The organism is Pseudoalteromonas sp. OANN1, from assembly GCF_024124685.1.
GTDB lineage: Bacteria > Pseudomonadota > Gammaproteobacteria > Enterobacterales > Alteromonadaceae > Pseudoalteromonas > Pseudoalteromonas piscicida.
The window spans coordinates 1-17,866 of sequence record NZ_JAMXSE010000014.1 but is presented as its reverse complement, the minus strand read 5'-3'; the positions used below and the strand labels follow the sequence as shown (position 1 = coordinate 17,866).

General features: G+C 44.0%; 12 protein-coding genes. 9 read left to right on the top strand and 3 right to left on the bottom strand.

The window, feature by feature from the left end:
- Positions 1-208: 208 nt before the first annotated feature.
- The 7 genes from NH462_RS12710 (at position 209) to NH462_RS12680 (ending at position 11,670) form a co-directional block, all read left to right on the top strand.
- The gene (locus tag NH462_RS12710; protein ID WP_010376533.1) at positions 209-1,450 is read left to right on the top strand and encodes an HlyD family efflux transporter periplasmic adaptor subunit; all 1,242 of its coding nucleotides are present in this window, start codon (positions 209-211) and stop codon (positions 1,448-1,450) included.
- Positions 1,451-1,460: 10 nt separating this feature from the next.
- Positions 1,461-2,165: an ABC transporter ATP-binding protein gene (locus NH462_RS12705; protein ID WP_017218294.1), complete on the top strand. Its 705-nt coding sequence runs from the start codon at positions 1,461-1,463 to the stop codon at positions 2,163-2,165.
- 10 nt (positions 2,166-2,175) lie between these two features.
- Complete coding sequence (locus NH462_RS12700; protein WP_253105875.1) at positions 2,176-4,560, top strand: ABC transporter permease; 2,385 nt, start codon at positions 2,176-2,178, stop codon at positions 4,558-4,560.
- A gap of 2 nt (positions 4,561-4,562) precedes the next feature.
- Positions 4,563-4,904: a hypothetical protein gene (locus tag NH462_RS12695; RefSeq protein WP_010376525.1), complete on the top strand. Its 342-nt coding sequence runs from the start codon at positions 4,563-4,565 to the stop codon at positions 4,902-4,904.
- A 243-nt stretch (positions 4,905-5,147) separates the two neighbouring features.
- Positions 5,148-6,314 (top strand): efflux RND transporter periplasmic adaptor subunit, encoded by a 1,167-nt coding sequence (locus NH462_RS12690; protein ID WP_017218297.1) that lies wholly within the window; start codon positions 5,148-5,150, stop codon positions 6,312-6,314.
- Between the two features lie 15 nt (positions 6,315-6,329).
- The gene (locus tag NH462_RS12685) at positions 6,330-9,482 is read left to right on the top strand and encodes an efflux RND transporter permease subunit (protein WP_010376521.1); all 3,153 of its coding nucleotides are present in this window, start codon (positions 6,330-6,332) and stop codon (positions 9,480-9,482) included.
- A 130-nt stretch (positions 9,483-9,612) separates the two neighbouring features.
- A complete protein-coding gene (locus tag NH462_RS12680) occupies positions 9,613-11,670 on the top strand; it encodes a S9 family peptidase (RefSeq protein WP_253105874.1) in 2,058 nt (685 codons plus the stop codon).
- A 438-nt stretch (positions 11,671-12,108) separates the two neighbouring features.
- Here NH462_RS12680 and NH462_RS12675 read toward each other — a convergent pair whose 3' ends face one another.
- Positions 12,109-12,582, bottom strand: coding sequence for a Dps family protein (locus NH462_RS12675; RefSeq protein WP_010376518.1), 474 nt, complete (start codon positions 12,580-12,582; stop codon positions 12,109-12,111).
- A gap of 403 nt (positions 12,583-12,985) precedes the next feature.
- Here NH462_RS12675 and NH462_RS12670 point away from each other — a divergent pair, with 403 nt between their 5' ends.
- The gene (locus tag NH462_RS12670; protein WP_010376516.1) at positions 12,986-13,195 is read left to right on the top strand and encodes a hypothetical protein; all 210 of its coding nucleotides are present in this window, start codon (positions 12,986-12,988) and stop codon (positions 13,193-13,195) included.
- On the opposite strand, the gene NH462_RS12665 is transcribed toward NH462_RS12670, so the two are convergent.
- Positions 13,192-13,833 carry an alpha/beta fold hydrolase gene (locus NH462_RS12665; protein WP_253105873.1) on the bottom strand — a complete coding sequence of 214 codons (642 nt, stop codon included), beginning with the start codon at positions 13,831-13,833 and terminating at the stop codon, positions 13,192-13,194. The genes NH462_RS12670 and NH462_RS12665 overlap by 4 nt on opposite strands.
- A gap of 385 nt (positions 13,834-14,218) precedes the next feature.
- Positions 14,219-15,379: a porin gene (locus NH462_RS12660; RefSeq protein WP_253105872.1), complete on the bottom strand. Its 1,161-nt coding sequence runs from the start codon at positions 15,377-15,379 to the stop codon at positions 14,219-14,221.
- Positions 15,380-15,463: 84 nt separating this feature from the next.
- Between NH462_RS12660 and NH462_RS12655 the strand changes: the two genes are divergently transcribed.
- Positions 15,464-17,347, top strand: coding sequence for a methyl-accepting chemotaxis protein (locus NH462_RS12655; protein WP_010376512.1), 1,884 nt, complete (start codon positions 15,464-15,466; stop codon positions 17,345-17,347).
- Positions 17,348-17,866 lie beyond the last annotated feature (519 nt).

Here is a 17,866-nt window from a genome sequence, read left to right as displayed (position 1 = left end):
AGAAACTCAAGGTAAAATGAATGTAACAAAAGATAAACGACAGACTTGCAACTAAGTTAAAACGTCTGTTCGATTCCGAAAAGCTATGTCCGATTTCGAAAAAGTAGCAATGTTGGGTATTTTATTCTTTCTTAATGTATTGAAATTTAAAAATCTTTTTAATTTGGCATAGTTCTCGCTCTTAGTGCGTAGTCAGTTAGGAGGGGAAATGGATCTAGTCAAACCGGCAAAGCAAAAAAAAACCACACATTACATCGTTGTTGTCTGTTTAATGGCGGTGATAGTTGTCTATTTGCTGTGGCAACAATGGGCATCTCATTCCAGTGTGATGCGCGCTGAAATACTGGTCGCGGAGGTGAAACAAGGTCCGCTTACGTTGTCAGTAGACAGCTTTGGAGAGTTACGTAGTGCTGAGCAGTTTTTGTTAAACGCGCAAAGTGCGGCCATTGTTAAGGTGATCCATCACAAAGCGGGCGCAATTATTCGTAAAGGTGATGTGATTGCTGAGCTCATGAGTCCTGATCTGGTGTTGCAAGTTCAGCAAGCCAAACAAGCTTTGCGTCAGTCGTGGGCAATAAAAGAGCAGCTGCTACTCTCTCAGCAAAGGGAGCAGTTAAACGAACAAAAACAGCTGATGCAAAAGCGGGGGGAGTTAAAAACCTTAGTGTTGCGTCATCGTGCTGAGCAAAACCTTGCACAACAAGGCATTATTTCCGCGCTTAATTTTGCCCAAACTGAAACTAGTTTGAGTACCTTACAACATGAAATTACCATGCTAGAAGAGCAAGCTAAACAGCTGCAAGCACTGCATGGTTCGGCGCTTACCCTTGCCAACGAAGAAATTAACATTCGCGAGCAAGAACTCAATAACTTACTAGAAAAACAACAACAACTAGAGATTAGAGCTAGTACCTCAGGGGTTATTGAGCGAATGCCTCTGGCGCTTGGGCAACGAGTCAATGTTGGTGACGAGTTAGCATTAATTGGCTCTAACCAGTCGTTGGTGGCGGTATTGTCTGTGCCACAATCCCAAGTGCGCTGGGTTGAAACTGGGCAATATGTGATGGTGAACATGCAAGCCAATAAAGTAAAAGGCGAAGTGATCCGAGTTGACCCGGTGGTGACAAACAATAGCGTGGAAGTAGAAGTGAGTTTACCAAATGCTTTACCGAAGCAGGCGCGAGCGCAGCTGAGCATTTCTGCCAGCATCGCCATTAAGCATCTTGCCAATGCCACTTATGTACAACGTCCCGCCAATGCCAAAGATAATCAAACGCAGACCTTATTTGCACTGACTAGTGATGACACCGCAAAGCCGATAGAAATCACTTTTGGTGCTTCAACTGGGAAATATATTGTTATAGATTCTGGCGTTGAAGCCGGGAGACGATTAATCATTTCTGATCTAGCCTATCTTGCCAGTCTAGATGAGACAATCTTATTAGAGTAGGAATATCAAAATGATAGTGCTTAAAAATATTAATAAAGTGTTCGAAACCGAAGAGCTGCAAACACACGCACTGAGAAATATTTCACTGGAAATAGCAAAAGGCGATTTTATTTCGATCTCTGGCCCATCTGGTTGTGGCAAATCTACTTTGTTATCCATCATTGGTTTAATTGACCAAGCGACAAGTGGTAGTTATACGATTGGTGCTCATGATGTGACAACGCTGACGCTTGATCAAGCCGCTGAGCTTCGCAATGAGCATATTGGGTTTGTCTTTCAGGCTTTTAATCTCATTGATGAAATTTCGGTATTCGATAACGTTGCTTTACCCCTAAAGTATCGCTCTGAAAAGCTGAGTAAGGTTGAAGTAAAGCAGCGAGTCGAGTCTTGTTTACAAAAGGTTGGACTGTCGCATCGCGTTCAACATAAGCCAAATCAGCTATCAGGCGGGCAGCAGCAGCGTGTCGCGATTGCTCGTGCTTTGGTGACCGAGCCAAGTATTCTACTGGTGGACGAACCGACAGGTAATTTAGATTCGAAAAGTGGCGATCAGGTGATGCAATTAATCGCTGAATTGCATCAGCAAGGCACCACAGTTTGTATGGTGACGCACGATCCACGTTATGCCGATATGGCTCCAAGGCAGGTGAAATTGTTTGATGGTGAGCTGTTAGGTACCGTCGCTTCTGCTCAATCTGTTAGTCAACGAGCATAGAGAGGGCACCATGCAAGTGTTCAACTTAGGCCGTGCAAATATTTACCATGTTAGTGTGGTGACTACGCTGAGCTGCGTATTCGTTGTGATGCTGGTCGCGATGGGGATGTTACATAGCCTGTATTTCTCACCTCTACCATACCCGGACGCAGAGCGTATTGTTAAACTTGAATACCCGATGTTTGATGAAAATGGTAACGAGAGCAGCGAAGCCTTTAACTACCCATCATTGATGCATTTATACGAGCATAAACCAGTCGCAATGGAGCAACTGGCGATGGTGCATTATGCCGAGCAGTTACTTACCTCAGATGCTGATACGCCTCAAGTTGAATCAGCTTATGTCTCGCCACAGTGGTTTAGTATTTTTGATATGCCGCTTGCGATGGGGCGGGTTATTACTGAATCTGTCGATGAGAGCAACCCTGTTGCAGTGCTGAGCTTTCAAGCTTGGCAAAGTCACTTCAATGGCGATCCTGATATCTTAAATAAAACGCTGCGTCTGGATGAGCGAGAGTTCACGATTGTCGGGGTGGCGGCAGAGCGGTTTTATGAACCTAACTTAAAAAAGCTGATGCACAACACTGCGGTATGGCTACCTTGGCAATACAACCTAACCTCAGAGGAAGCTAAACCTTACTGGTGGAACCGTTATGCGCTTAACTTGATGGTGGGTAAACTGGCTACAGGGATGGAGCATGAACAAGTCAGCCTCTCGCTTTCCAACGAAATGAACACACTTTGGCGCAGCAAAGTGAGCGACAGTGAGTATTTTGCGAAGTGGCATATTGGCATTCGCGCAGTGTCGTTGAAATCAATTATGCTCGGTAAGTCTCCCTTATTGTTATTTGGAATGTTTGTGGTATCGCTTGGTTTACTTGGTATAGCGCTATTAAATATCAGTAATTTATACCTTGCGAGACTCAGTCAAATCCAGCGCCGGCTGGCAATTCAGGCGGTGGTGGGAGCAAAAATAAGAGATATTGCGCTGATGCAGTGGTTACCGCTGCTAATACTTTGCTTCGTATCACTCGTGGTTGCAATTGGCGCGTCTTATGTTATCTGCCAGTGGCTACAGAAAGAGCTAGTGGGATTGTTGCCGCAAGCGCAGCTGATTTCGTTAACTTGGCAAAGTGTGCTTGCACTGGGATTGGTCGCTTTATTGACGAGCTGGTTATTGTTGTTAGCTGGAATGTCAGCAATACGCTTTCGTCACTTAACGCACATGCTAAAACAAAGCGGTAAGGGGAATACCGTTGTTGTGAGTGAGCGAGTACAACGGATCATGGCGGTGAGTCAGTTAAGTATTTCTATTATCTTGACCTTCTTCTGCTTTAATGTCGGTGTTGTTGCCATCTCTCATCTCAAAAATGCTTATGCGGTAGATCTCAAGAATAAGTACGAAGTCACGTTTTATGCTCCTGACACAATGCCGAGAGACGAATACCGAGAAGTCATGCGTCAAGCCGGTGAAGCCCTAGCGAATACCGCAGAAGTTATCGCGGTGAGTCGAAGCCGTTCACCCATCGGGCAAGGCGTTGGCACTTGGTCATTGCAAGAAGTCGAGACGCTCGAACGCGTGCATCCAGTTGGCCGAGTTGTGGATAGTGGTTATCTTGAATTTTTTTCTTTACCGTTACTTCAAGGTCAGTTTTTCGATAGTGAAGCGGTGCGCCGCGGTGAGCAGCAGTTAATTATCAATAAAACCTTTGCCGAGCAACTAGGTGGAGAGGAAAAAGCGCTAGGCAAGCGCTTGAGTTTTAACATTACAGACCAAGATGCGGCATTTGAAATTATTGGTGTCGTTGCTGATTTAGCCGTGCCAGGCGAACCCGCACTGCCCCATGTGTATCGAGCAGTACAAGGAAGTAATACGGCGTTAATTAAGACTCAGCAGCCAGTTACTAAATCCCATTTTGCAGCGCTACTTACGCAAGTTCATCCAGCATTGAAAATCTTTAGTTTTAAATCACTTACAGCGCAGCGTGAGCAATACCTGTTGACTGATACCTTGGTTACCTATGGAGCACTGTTTATCTTTGCGTTGGCGTTGCTGCTCGTGATTATTGGCCTGTTTGGTGTCTTTCGTTATAGCCAATCACTTAAGGTTTCTTATTACGGCACGAAAATGGTGCTGGGGGCCAAACACAGCGATCTAACTCGAGAGGATCTTACTACCCACTTTAAGCACATAGGTATTGCGTTAATGATCGCCCTGACTGGTTGCTTATTATTGTCGCCATACTTTCAACAAACATTTAATGTGGCAGAGTTTTCGATTGCGGCAGTGGGGATAGTGTTGGTGTCGAGTTCGTGTTTGTACTTTTCACTACAACAAATACTTCGCAGGCCACTCAATGCATTAATCAACCCATCTGAATTAGGGAAGGGATAAGCATGACATTATGGCATCAACTATTGGGGCGATTGAGGTATAGGCTAAATCTAATGCTAGTTGTGTTATTGAGCGGCGCTTTCGCCGCCATATTGAATGCGCCAGTCTTTAATATTAAGCGTTTAGTCGGTGCTAAGGTACGCGATGTTCTTATCGAGCAGTGTTGGAGCCGGGCTTCTCTCGTGTTAGTCGCGGTATTTATTGCTGTTTTCTTGTCTTTAGTTGTGGCGAGTATGTTTGGCATCTTGAGTCCGCTGCTTGGGATCTATCTGTTGTTCGCTATCGTATTGGTAGGCTGTATCGTTCTAGCGCTTGAGCTTCACCATGTCACTAAGCAGATCTAGGGAGATAAATGTGACAAAAAGCCGAAAAAATTGTTATATAACTCACAAAAGTCGCACTTAGAAAGACCTTTATAAATCAAAGGTTTTGGTGCTTAATTGTTTGAAATTACTTTATAATTTCCGCTGTTTTTCGATAGTTATAAAAAGTTGTTCTAAAGGTGTAACAGATTCTTACAAATGTCACATCCGAGAACGCGCTAAACTTGGTACTATACGGTCAGGAAATTATCAATAGGTACTGTCATGCAAGCTAAAACTTTAAAATGGATTCTACCCTTTACCGTGCTTATAGTCGGTGTTGTCGGATTTATGTTCGTCAATGCCGTTGCTAAGAGTGAACCTGAGAAGCAAGAAGTCGATTCTCGTCCTGTTGTTGAAGTTGAAACTCTCGCTGCGCAAGATCACCAAGTTGTGATCCAAAGCTATGGCGAAGTAAAACCGCTAGAAAGTACACAACTTTCTATTCAAGTATCGGGCGAAGTTGAATACTGGCACCCTAACTTTGTTGAAGGCGGTGTGGTACAAAAAGGCGAGGTGTTACTGCGTATTGAGCAAGATAACTACGAAGCCGCGTTGCTACAAGCAGAAGCAGAACTTGCCAGAGCCGAGGCGCAGCTTATCGAAGAGCAAGCACAAGCTGATGTTGCCGCTGATGAAGCAAGAAGATTTCCAAATAAAAAGCATACCGACCTATTTTTACGTAAACCGCAGGTCATGAGCGCCAAAGCCTCAGTAAAATCGGCAAAAGCTGCACTGCAGCGTGCAAAGCGAGACCTAGAAAACTGCGAAGTTATCGCGCCTTATAACGCACTCGTGGTGAAAAAAGACGTTGGTCTTGGTCAGTTCGTTTCTATGGGTAGCTCAGTTGGTACGGTCAATAACATCGAAACTGCCGAAGTGATTATTCCTATCGCGGGTTTTGATTCTGTGTTTTTACCTGAGCGAGTGGCAGGCCTTGCTGCTACGGTTTATCAACGTGGTGTGAGCGCTTTTACTCGTGAAGCGGTAATTGATAGAGATTTAGGTACTGTTGACCAACAAACACGTATGAACAACCTAGTGGTACGTATCAATGACCCGTATGGTCTTACAACGCGCCAGCCAGCGATAAAATACGGTACGTATGTACAAGTTAGCTTTGCGGGTAAAACGTTAAAGCAAATCTACCGTCTACCTCAAGATATCGTGAATAATCAGTCGGTTTGGTTGCTTAATCAAGATAACCAGCTTGAGCCACGTAAAGTGCAAGTTATCCGCGAAGAGGGTGAGTTCTTCCTAATTGGTGATGGCATCACAAGTCGCGATAAAGTGGTCATGACACCACCTGAATATCCACAAAAAGGCATGGAAGTTAAAGTTGCTGGCACGGACTCTTCATCAAAGCCAAGTAGTCAGCCGGAAAAGCTGTAACAGCAAGGAGCGACCATGAGTGATATAGAAAAAGCATCGCAGCGCGGTATTATCGCTTATTTTGCGAATAATACGGTAGCGGCAAACTTGTTGATGGTCTTCATACTGATAATGGGTTTTATCAGTTATATGACTATCCAAAGGCAAATGTTTCCAAACTTTGAGATCAATTATGTAACGGTGTCAGCCGTGTATCCTGGCGCGTCTCCTCAAGAAATTGAAGAGGGGATCTTGATCAAAATTGAAGAAGCATTAAAAGACGTTACAGAAATCAAAAAAGGGGTTTACCGTGCTGCTAGAGGCAGCGGTAGTGCGCAACTTGAGATCTATAAAGATGAAGACTTAACGGAAGTAGAAGATAAAATTCGCTCGCGTGTGAATAGTATCGCGACCTTCCCAGCATCCATGGAGCCCGTGCAGGTTCAGCTTATAGAATTTCGTCAAGACGTGGTGAACGTCGCGCTGGCTGGTAATCTACCGTTGAATGCACTCAAGCCAATCGCCAAAGAAATCGAGGATGAATTACTCGAAATTCCAACGATTTCACTGGTTGACCGTTCAACCCCAGACTATGAGATTGGTATTGAAGTTGATCCAGACGCTCTGCGCCGTTACAACCTAACGATTAGTGATGTAAGTAGCGCAATTAGACGTTATTCGACCAACATTTCAGCAGGTCAAATCAGAACCGAATCTGGCATTATTGCAGTGCGTGTTGAAAATCAAATGTACCGCGGTAATGAGTTTAGAAACATTCCTGTTAAGGTCGGTGATAACGGCGCCAAAATTTATCTTCAAGATATCGCAGAAATTAAAGATGGTCTGACTGAAGGTGAATATTACTTCCGTTTGAATGGTGAAAATGCAGTATTCCTGTCGGTTAAAGCGACCAAAGACCAAAATATGATCCCAATCGCGAAAGCGGTACATAAATATATCGAAGAGAAAAACGCTAAGTTGCCTGCAGGCTTAAGATTAGAACCAATCGTTGATATGACGTACTACCTGAATGCTCGACTCGAGATGATGAAGAGCAATATGTTACAGGGGGCGTTACTCGTCGCCATCATGCTGACTATTTTCCTACGCTTCAAATTAGCGCTATGGGTAATGATTGGCTTGCCGGTGTGTTTCCTTGGTGCGTTTCTATTTATGCCAGCACTTGGGATCAGCATTAATATTGTATCGCTGTTTGCCTTTATTATGGTGCTTGGGATCGTGGTGGATGACGCCATCGTCATAGGGGAGTCCGCCTACTCCGAAATTGAACGCAAAGGTCACAGCGTTAAGAATGTGGTAATTGGCGCTAAGCGTGTTGCAACGCCAGCAACCTTCGGTGTATTAACAACTATTGCTGTGTTTGCACCTATGTTGTTCTCATCTGGTCCTGAAAGTGCATTCTTTAAGTCAATCTCGGGCGTTATTATTCTGTGCTTGGTATTCAGTTTGATTGAATCCAAATGGATTTTGCCAGCGCACATTGCTCACACTAAGATTAAACCACTACGTCCAAACAGTCGTCGTGCTGCATTTAACAAGAAGTTCTTCGCATTTGTAAACGGACCATACAGACGCTTTATTCAGCGCTGTGTTGACTGGCGCTGGACCGTATTATTAACTTTTGTGGCGATGCTGGTATTTAGCTTTAGCTTAGTAACTTCGAACTTAGTGCGCTTTATTCCGTTCCCTAAGGTGCCTGAAGATTATCCAAAGATCGAAATTACTATGAACGACAACGTATCAGACGAGCAGACCATTACAGCGATGCAGTCTATTGAGTTAATGGTACGCAATGTCGATAAAGAGATTGCCCAAGAGTTCGGTCAAGGCATGATTAAGGATGTATATTCTTGGAACCAGAGCCGCACTAAGGGCTCAGTGTTATCGACGTTAGTGGACGAAGAGCAAAGACCATTTACGGCTTTTGAACTTGCACGCCGTTGGCGCGAGGCAATGCCAGAGATCACTGCAGTGAAGTCAATTATTGTGTATGACAGTGTTGGCGATCAAAGTGGTGGTGAGGGTGAATTTGGTTATCGCTTGCTAGGTTCTGATATCGAGACTCTCAATGCAGCGGGCAGACAGCTTATTTCAATGTTGCAGCAGCAACCCGGGTTATTTGATATTAGCTCGAGTATTGACCCTGCGAGTAAAGAAATGCAGATCGCGCTTAAGCCAGTGGCTTATGAGCTTGGCTTGCAACTTGCCGATGTTGCGATTCAGGTTGGTAATAGCTTCTACGGTGGCGAAGCACAGCGTGTTATTCGTGATGGCGAAGAGATCAAAGTGATGGTGCGTTATCCTGAACTTGATCGTAAAGCTTTGGCTTCACTTAAGCGTACTATCATCACAACGCCAAAAGGCAAAGAAGTGATGCTAGGCGATGTTGTAGAGTTCACCGAGAAGCCGGGTATCAATTATATTCGTCGTGAAGATGGCTTTAGAACGGTATATGTATACGGTAGCATCGATGAAGAGCTGATTGAGCCAGATGCCGTGGTTAAGAATATCGAAGAAAATATCTTACCAGAGCTACTAAAACAGTTCCCAGGCGTAAAAACTAAGCTAGGTGGTAGCGTGGAAGAGCGTCAAGCGCAAACCAGTGAGCAGATCTTATTCTTTGCCGCTGGTATGTTGATGGTTTATATCCTATTGGCTGTACCGCTTAAGAGCTATGCACAACCGCTTATCGTGATGTCGGTAATCCCGTTTAGCTTAGTTGGCGCGCTATGGGGTCACTTAGTGTTTGGCTTAGATATGAGTACTATGTCTATGTTTGGATTGGTAGCCGCTGCTGGGGTTGTGATCAACGACTCCTTGGTAATGACGGACTATATCAACCAAGCACGTGCTGAGGGCGTTAAGCTTAAAGAGGCTGTTATTGAAGCGGGTTGTGCACGCTTTAGGGCAATCACGCTAACCTCTATCACGACGTTTGCCGGTGTCATGCCAATCATCTTTGAAACCAGTCTACAAGCAAGGTTTGTTATTCCGATGGCGGTATCACTTGGGTTTGCAGTGCTATTCGCAACGCTTATCACGCTTGTGTTAGTGCCAGCCTTATACATCATCTTAACGGATGTGCAGGGTGCGGGTTCACGCTTAAAAGCGAAGATCAGACGCAAGCCTAAATCTGACGATAACCAACTAGAGAAAGCAGAAGCTTAGAAACTCTCGTCTACACTCAATAATATAAAGGCCGCGCAGTGATGCTCGGCCTTTTTCTTTGTGCGCTGGTATGGCTCTTGAATCATGATACACTGGCGAAAAATAACGAATTTAGGATGACAACTTGGTGATGGAAAAAACTCAACCGCTAGCCAAAAAGCAGCCGAAATCCTTGCTGCACCATAATCATGAGCGTATCGACAACTACTACTGGATGCGTGATGACGAGCGTAAAAATGCTGATGTGTTGGCACACCTCAAAGCAGAGAATGATTACTGTGAAGCGCAAATGGCGCCTCACCAAGCGTTGCAAACCCAGCTGTTTGAAGAAATGAAAGGTCGTATCGTAAAAGACGATAGCTCAGTGCCCGCAAAAGATGGCAACTATTGGTATGTGAGTGAAGTGAGTGGTGATGAGGAATATGCTAAGTATTATCGCGCATCACAAGAAGATTTGTCGGATAAAAAACTGCTGTTAGACATTAATCAGTTAGCCGCTGGCAACGAGTTTTATGACATCGGTGATATTACCGTAAGCCCAGATGAGCAACTGCTTGCCTATAGCGAAGATACTGACGGGCGTCGAATTTATACCATCAAGTTTCTTGATTTAAATACCAATACATTACTGCAAGACGTGCTGTATAACACGGAAGGTCAGGTCATTTGGGCGAACGACAATAAAACCGTATTTTATGTCAAAAAAGACGAGCAAACGTTGCTCGGCTTCCAAGTGTATCGCCATGTGTTGGGAACGCCACAAAGCGATGATATTTTGGTGTTTGAAGAGCAAGATCGCCAATTTTATATGGGATTGGGTAAAAGTCGTGACGAAAGCGCTATTTATATCTATCTCGCTGCGACGGAAACGAGCGATCAGTTAATACTGGATGCAAACGATCCTTGCGGTGAGTTTAGCACCCTAATTCCAAGAGAAATTGGCCATGAATATGGTCTTGAAAAAATGGGAGAGTTCTTTTACATCCTGAGTAACAAGAATGCTAAAAACTTCAGGTTAATGCGTGCAACAGCGGCAACCGTTGGTGATGTCGAGCAATGGGAAGAGTTAGTTGCCCATCGCGACCATGTACTATTAGAAGGCTTGGAGCTGTTCAACAGTCACTTTGTGCTGACTGAGCGTGAACAAGGGCAGATCCGTTTTGTTGTCCACGATTATCAAGGGCAGAGCTATCACCTTGGATTTGATGATGCTTGTTATTTTGCCACGGTAGGAAATAACCCTGAGCCAAGTTCAAGTAATATTCGTATTCACTACTCGAGTATGACAACTCCCAGCTCAGTGTACGATTGTGATTTAACTACAGGTAAGAAGACGCTGAAAAAGCAACAGCAAGTGTTAGGTGATTTTAAACCAGAATATTATCACTCTGAACGTTTGCATATTACTGCAAGAGATGGCGTTAAAGTCCCTGTATCTTTGGTGTATCGCAAAGATAAGTTTAATCAAGACGGTAGCAATCCATTATTGCAGTATGGCTATGGTTCTTATGGTATTACTATCGATCCTAACTTTTCTAGTCAAATTCTAAGCCTGTTAGATAGAGGATTTGTATACGCGATTGCGCATATTCGAGGTTCTGAGATGCTTGGTCGTGAATGGTATGAGCAAGGCAAAAAAGCGCATAAGCAAAATACCTTCAACGACTTTATTGATGTTACCAAGGCCTTGGTTGAGCAGAGCTACGGCCATAAAGACAAAGTGTTTGCATCAGGTGGAAGTGCAGGTGGCCTGTTAATGGGCGCAATTGCAAACCAAGCTCCAGAGCTGTATTTAGGGTTAGGCTGCCATGTGCCTTTCTTGGATGTGTTAACAACCATGTTGGATGAGTCAATCCCATTGACCACCAACGAGTATGATGAATGGGGTAATCCGAATAATGAAGCGGACTACCAGAATATTTTAGCATATTCGCCGTATGACAATATTGAAGCCAAAGCCTATCCAAATATTCTAGTCACCACGGGTCTGCACGACTCGCAAGTGCAGTATTGGGAGCCAATGAAGTGGGTTGCTAAGCTTAGAGAATATAAAACGGATGATAATGTACTGGTCTTTAAAACCGACTTGGAAGCGGGTCACGGTGGTGCGTCAGGCCGATTTAAAAGCTTACATGAAAGAGCGCTAGAAATGGCATTCTTTATCAGCTTATTGGATAGTAGGTCGTAGCTGCCACGGTTTGTAGGTCGTAGCTTTAGCTCGACTTGCACATCCTGACGTTAGCTCGATAAAAAAGCGATAAAAGATCGCGAGGTAAACTCGCTCCTACCAGAGAAGAATCTGAGTAGGAGCTGGCTCGGTTTATAGGTCGTCGCTTTAGCTCGACTCGTACACCCTAGCCTTAGCCCGAAAACAGCGAGATAAAAGATCGCGAGGTGAACTAGCTCCTACCAGAGGAGAACCTAGGTAGGAGCTGCCTCGGTTTATAGGTCGTCGCTTTAGCTCGACTCGTACACCCTAGGCTTAGCCCGAAAACAGCGAGATAAAAGATCGCGAGGTGAACTCGCTCCTACCAGAGGAGAACCTAGGTAGGAGCTGCCTCGGTTTATAGGTCGTCGCTTTAGCTCGACTTGTACATCGCAGCTTTAGCCCGAACTACCGTCTATCTTAGTTTAAATATGCTTTAAGCATCCATACCAGCTTTTCTTGCTCTTTGATGTAGTCGCTCATTAGCGCTGCTGTCCCTTCATCTTCGGCTTCACCCGCCTGTGCTAAAATTTCACGCTGCATAGAAATAAGTGTTGTGTAGCCATCAAGCAAGGTTTCTAGTGCTTGTGTACCATTGCTGATCCCTTTTGCTTCTTGAATTTTACTGGTTTCCAAATAATCAGAAAACGCATGCAATGGGTTGCCTTCAATCGTCAAAATACGCTCTGCGATTTCATCGACTTTCTCAAGCAATAGCGTATAAATTTCTTCAAATTTTAGGTGCAGTTCAAAAAACTCACGACCTTTGATGTTCCAGTGAAAACCACGGGCATTCATATATTGAATTTGGTAGCTGCTTAGTAGCGTATTAAGTGACGTTACTAGCGCTTGGCTCTTGGCTTTGTCTAAACCGATAGAATTAATGTTTGTCATGCGATGCTCCTTGTTGATTCACAGTCAGTATGGCGCAACCTTAGGTGATTGCCCAATGATTAAAATCAAAGTGTTTAATCGGAAAAATCAATCAATAAAATAAAAACATATCAAATATTAATACAATATGACGTTGGGATGAGCGTGGTAAAAAACAAGATGAAACCCTAAAAAGCACTCAAAAATAACAAGATGGCATGAATACTTGGCGGGAATAAAGCTTGCCAACTTTTCCCAAAGCCTTACCAGAGCGCGTAGTTTTTGATCTAAGACAAGTGTTTAATCTCGTTCGTATTTTGGCGGTTTTAAACTTGATTTAGGTCAAAATATCACCGCATCATAAGCGCATAATCATTTCATCAAGACACAAAAAACGCGGTGTCTACTACTTGAGGAAATGAGTATGAAAGGCAAAACAAAATCAGAACATAAAATGGAACTCGTCGTCGTTGTTATCGCTTTAGTGGCTTTTGTTGTTGGGCTAGTAGGTCACTTAGCTGGCGCAAGCATCGCAAACTCAGATACCTTTGGCTATATTGCTGCGCCAGTACCGTTATTAGTTGGCTTGATCGCAGTGATTGCTTACAAAGTAGCTGCAAGTGCAGAGCACTAAGGCCTCTCTAACAGCTCGCAAATATAGTCCATTACCGCACGGGAATATATTAAGCTGGTATGGCTGAGATGAAATACTTTGTGCTCGGCCATGCCACTGAGCTTGGTTTCTTCTAACAACACAGTGCCATCTGACTGGCTACCTTTTTGTAGCAGTGGCATTAGTCCAATAGGTAAGTCACCGGCAATACTGTAAAGCTTGGCGTCGAAAGGCCAATCTTGATTGTTAGATAATAAAAACTCCACACTGTTTTTTAACAGTAGCTCCAGTCCTTTGTCGTGCATATGCTTGGCAATGGCACTGCCTTTATGTGGTGTCCCTAAGGTCACCACTTTTTTTAGTTGCTTGCTCGCTATAGAGTCTCGCTCTAAATACGCTCTTGCAACTAAGCCTCCCATGGAGTGGCAAACGAGTGCAGCGGGGCGGTCGCCAACAAAAGTATCAATAGCGGCGCAGATCTCATCAATATTTGGTGTTAACGTGTTATAGCTTAAATTGAGAATACGGTAGCCCGATTTACCTAATCGAGCGCTAAGCGGGCGCATCACAAAACCAGACATGTACAAGCCATGTAGCACCACAATGCTCTCGATGTTGGCGCTTGCGGTGATATTGAGTGGAATAGGAGCGTGGTTCATACCGCCTCTTCAAACTTGAATACTTCTAAGCCTTGCGCGAGTGTACCACCCTCACTTGAATACTTGATGTATAAATCAAACCAAATTGAAAAATCATTATCCAAGATCCTGTGATCTTGGCTAGGGCCTGTTGACCTTTGCTGTTTGATTTTTGTTCCCCTGAGTGGGTTTTGGTCGCGGCGCTCGACTTGCCGCCTAGTAATCTAAGCAAAAGTTGAGCAACAATGAACAAAGCGCACTCAGGGGAACCCAAAGGGCAGCGCTTGATTGGCATTTCTACTGCGTTATCGCCTGACTCACATAGAATAACTATGCTACACAGGCTTTGCCTTGTATAAATGGCAATCAAACTGCTGCAAAAACAAACTTGAAAGATCAACAGGCCCTAATCAAATTGCCACTCTTGCTTGTAATCGTACCTAAAGCCAATAGAGATGGAGTCCATATCGATTTGGTTGTCGAAGGACTTGTTTAAGTACTCCAAGTGCACTCTGAGGAGCGGTGTTGGTAGCCACTCAAGTGTAACATTGTAGCCATCGAAGCTTTGATTAAGCGGATCATGGCTGCCGTAACCATCATCAAAAGCAAAATATCCGGTTTTGAGCTTATAGTGTTTTGCGAGTTGATAGGCCAACGAAAGATCAAAGGTGTGGCCTTGTCGAGAATCAAGTACGCCCACTCGTTGATAGTCTTTGTCCTGATACGCCATGGCAGCGTAAAAGCGGGAGGTAAATTGATAAGCCAGCGCACCAGACCAGAGTTGGTTTTCACCAATATGCTGCTCGTTATCGTATACATTGTTTTGTTGGTAAGTAATCGCCGCATGTAAACCCGCGTTATCGTAACTTAACCCAGTGTTGAATAAATCTGTTTGATTATCGCCCTTATCACCATTAAATTGGCCAGCAGCGATAACCGTCATTGGTCCCAATTCATAGCGGTAAGTAACTAAATTATCAACGAAAAAAATACTCTCTGGATCGTAAGCAAATGGGCTGCTGGCGTGATTAAAAATATCAACGTATTCGGCAATAAACAGATACTGTGCAGGCCTTTGTTTGCCAATGCCAAACCGACCATACGGTGTACCTAGCGCTGTATAAGCACGACGTGATTTGCCAAAATTTCCTTCATTGGCGAGATCGATGCCCCATTCACCATGAAGTTCGGCCTGCCAGCCCGGCATAAATTCATGTGTCACTTTAATCCCTGCGTGGGATAAGGCATCACGAACATCCCAGTTACTTGTATCATCTTGATTGATTACGCCAAATGTCGGGCGTATTGTGGCATAGGTTTTGAGCGTGGTTGAGTGCTCAGTAGGTGGTTTTACCGGGTCACTTTGTGGTGTTGATTTTGCCACTGGAGCTGCGGCCTTTGGTTCGCTATTTTGGGTCATAAACCGAGCTTTAAGCTCAGCCAATTGCCGCTCAAGATTTTCAATGTCGGCCATGGTGACAGGTCGCTCGGCTGCCAAAACTGCTGAAGAAGTTAGTAAACAGGCTAGGCCAATCAGTGCGGTTGAGTTGCTCAGAGTAAAATTCATGGTTTTTACATCGCTCAGTTGCCAATAATCGAATTATAGACAACACTTTTGATATTCGAGCACTTTTTATTCAGGCTGTTGAATATGAAGATCCGCACTAAGTTCTCTGTGACTTCTGCCATAGTGATCTTATTGATCATCACCACGACGACGCTTTCTACTTACTGGTTTGTTAGTGATTCGGTGAAAACCAAAACTCATGCCTATGTAACGGATAGCACGCAATTGCTGGCTGTGAGCATAGAGAATTGGCTGGCCGGTAAAGCAACGCAAATTAATGTGATAAAAAGTCAGTTAGAGCAAAACTTTAGCGATGATAACTTTCAACAAGCGTTGAATACACCAGTGTTTAAAAACGAATTTTTGCTGGCTTTTGGTACTTTGGCTAATGAAGAAGGGCTCAGGTCGAACAACCCCGCTCGCAAAAATCCTCCAGGTGTCGATTTTAGAGAACGAGCTTGGTATAAGCTTGGTAAAAACCAAAATAAAACCGTTTATACCAGTCCATATACTGACGCAGCGACAGGTGAATTATTGCTGTCGGTGGTGTCTCCCATCATAGTGAACGGTAATTTTAAAGGGGTAATTGGGGGAGATTTAAGCCTAAAAACCATCGCCAATAGTGTCAATCAGGTCAACTTCGATAACACGGGTTATGCTTTTTTGGTCGATAAGTCTGGTAATGTCATTTCTCATCAACATGCCGAATTTAACGGCAAAAAACTGCAACAGGTATATCCAGCTTTACGCTTAGATAGCGTAGATAAGTTGCAAGAAGTGGATACCAAAGAAGGCAAAAGGCTGTTTTACTTACATTCGCTTGATAACACCTTTGGTACGGACTGGTATTTGGCGGTATTAATCGATAAATCAAAAGCCTACAAAACACTAACTGAAATTACTATAAACTCTCTGATCATTGCCATTTTAGCAGTGGCTATTGGAGTGTTCTGCGTACGGACTTTGGCAATTCACTTACTTCAACCATTACGGGATTTGGAATCTGCAATCACCGGCATGGCAAGTGGGGGCGGTGACTTAACTCAGCGCTTAAAAATCGTTAACGAAGACGAGTGCGGCACGGTAGCGCGACAATTTAATTTGTTCTTGGGTTTTTTGCATGGGCTAGTAAGCAATGTAAAAGAACGTGCAGACGACGTGGTGATAAGCAGTGATGCCGCCAAAGAGCTGTCGACGCATTCTTCACAGAAACTTGATCAACAAGTTAGCCTCATTGAAAACCTCGCTACCGCGATGAATGAAATGAGTACTACCTCGACTGAAATCGCGGGTAACGCGCAGCAAGCCGCAAGCTCTATTACCTCGGTAAATGAAAAGACCTCCGAAGGGCAAGAGATATTCTTTAAAGCGCGAAGCCAAATTAATGCCTTGGCTGACGATATTACTGCATCGTATGAGCTGAGTACGCAACTTGCAGAATATAGCCAAAATATTGAGAATATTCTTTCGGTCATTAATGGCATTGCAGAACAAACCAATCTACTGGCACTTAATGCTGCAATTGAAGCCGCACGTGCCGGAGAGCAAGGTCGTGGTTTTGCGGTTGTGGCCGATGAAGTGCGATCTTTAGCATCAAAAACGCAGGAATCCACCACCGAAATTAAATCCATGATCGACCAGATCCAAGCCTCGTCCATTCAAGTTCAGCAATCTATGGGAAGCAGCCGCGATAAAACCCAGCAATGTGTGTCGCAAACCGAGCAAGCGACACATATGCTAGAAGAAATCTCAGAAGCAGTAAAAGAGCTTATGGATCGCAATATTCAAATCGCAACCGCCATAGAAGAGCAAAGTGTGGTGATTGAAGAAATCAATAAAAATACAATACATATCAACGATATTAGCGTCGAAGTCGGCAGTTTTTCAGACAAACAATACAGCGCCAGCGAAGAACTCGCGAAAAACGCCCATGAACAAGAAGCGCTGCTGTCTAAGTTTACGTTGTGAGTTTTTGAGTTTGAATTATCCACTCAATTTTTGAGTGGATAATTTAAGGCGAGTATATTTTCCATTGCGCTGCTAACGCGTAACGAAACGCCTCATGAATCTGTTAGTAAACTAACTCCATGTTCCGAGTTCACTTTAATTGTTATTTTATTACGCTAGAAACCAAGCAGGCCATATCAGTGATTTCCATACCTCCCATATCTGCAATTAAGTGTAGATGTGTGATGAAGTCCATTTTTTCAATATTCTCGAGCAGGCAGTTGCTACCCATGAAAGGTGTGATGGGGGGGATAAGCTGCTTGTGAGATCTTCTACGATTTTTATTAATTAAGCTGTTTGCAAGGGTTACAAAAACTATCAGCATAACCTCCCAATTCGCAGTGCAAATAGTTTTGTGGGAGATGTATGGACTCCTCCCCCTTAACGGGAGAGTACGGTATAAAGATATTGCAAAACACTTTTACCAAATAAGGAGTCCATACATGACACAGTCTAATTTAATTGCTATCGACTTGGCAA

Excerpts from the sequence above, each read along its gene's own strand:
- NH462_RS12660 (WP_253105872.1), bottom strand. The coding sequence starts at position 15,379 with ATGAATTTTACTCTGAGCAACTCAACCGCACTGATTGGCCTAGCCTGT.
- NH462_RS12705 (WP_017218294.1), top strand. The coding sequence starts at position 1,461 with ATGATAGTGCTTAAAAATATTAATAAAGTGTTCGAAACCGAAGAGCTG.
- NH462_RS12710 (WP_010376533.1), top strand. The coding sequence starts at position 209 with ATGGATCTAGTCAAACCGGCAAAGCAAAAAAAAACCACACATTACATC.
- NH462_RS12695 (WP_010376525.1), top strand. The coding sequence starts at position 4,563 with ATGACATTATGGCATCAACTATTGGGGCGATTGAGGTATAGGCTAAAT.
- NH462_RS12690 (WP_017218297.1), top strand. The coding sequence starts at position 5,148 with ATGCAAGCTAAAACTTTAAAATGGATTCTACCCTTTACCGTGCTTATA.
- NH462_RS12670 (WP_010376516.1), top strand. The coding sequence starts at position 12,986 with ATGAAAGGCAAAACAAAATCAGAACATAAAATGGAACTCGTCGTCGTT.
- NH462_RS12700 (WP_253105875.1), top strand. The coding sequence starts at position 2,176 with ATGCAAGTGTTCAACTTAGGCCGTGCAAATATTTACCATGTTAGTGTG.
- NH462_RS12675 (WP_010376518.1), bottom strand. The coding sequence starts at position 12,582 with ATGACAAACATTAATTCTATCGGTTTAGACAAAGCCAAGAGCCAAGCG.
- NH462_RS12665 (WP_253105873.1), bottom strand. The coding sequence starts at position 13,833 with ATGAACCACGCTCCTATTCCACTCAATATCACCGCAAGCGCCAACATC.
- NH462_RS12655 (WP_010376512.1), top strand. The coding sequence starts at position 15,464 with ATGAAGATCCGCACTAAGTTCTCTGTGACTTCTGCCATAGTGATCTTA.
- NH462_RS12680 (WP_253105874.1), top strand. The coding sequence starts at position 9,613 with ATGGAAAAAACTCAACCGCTAGCCAAAAAGCAGCCGAAATCCTTGCTG.
- NH462_RS12685 (WP_010376521.1), top strand. The coding sequence starts at position 6,330 with ATGAGTGATATAGAAAAAGCATCGCAGCGCGGTATTATCGCTTATTTT.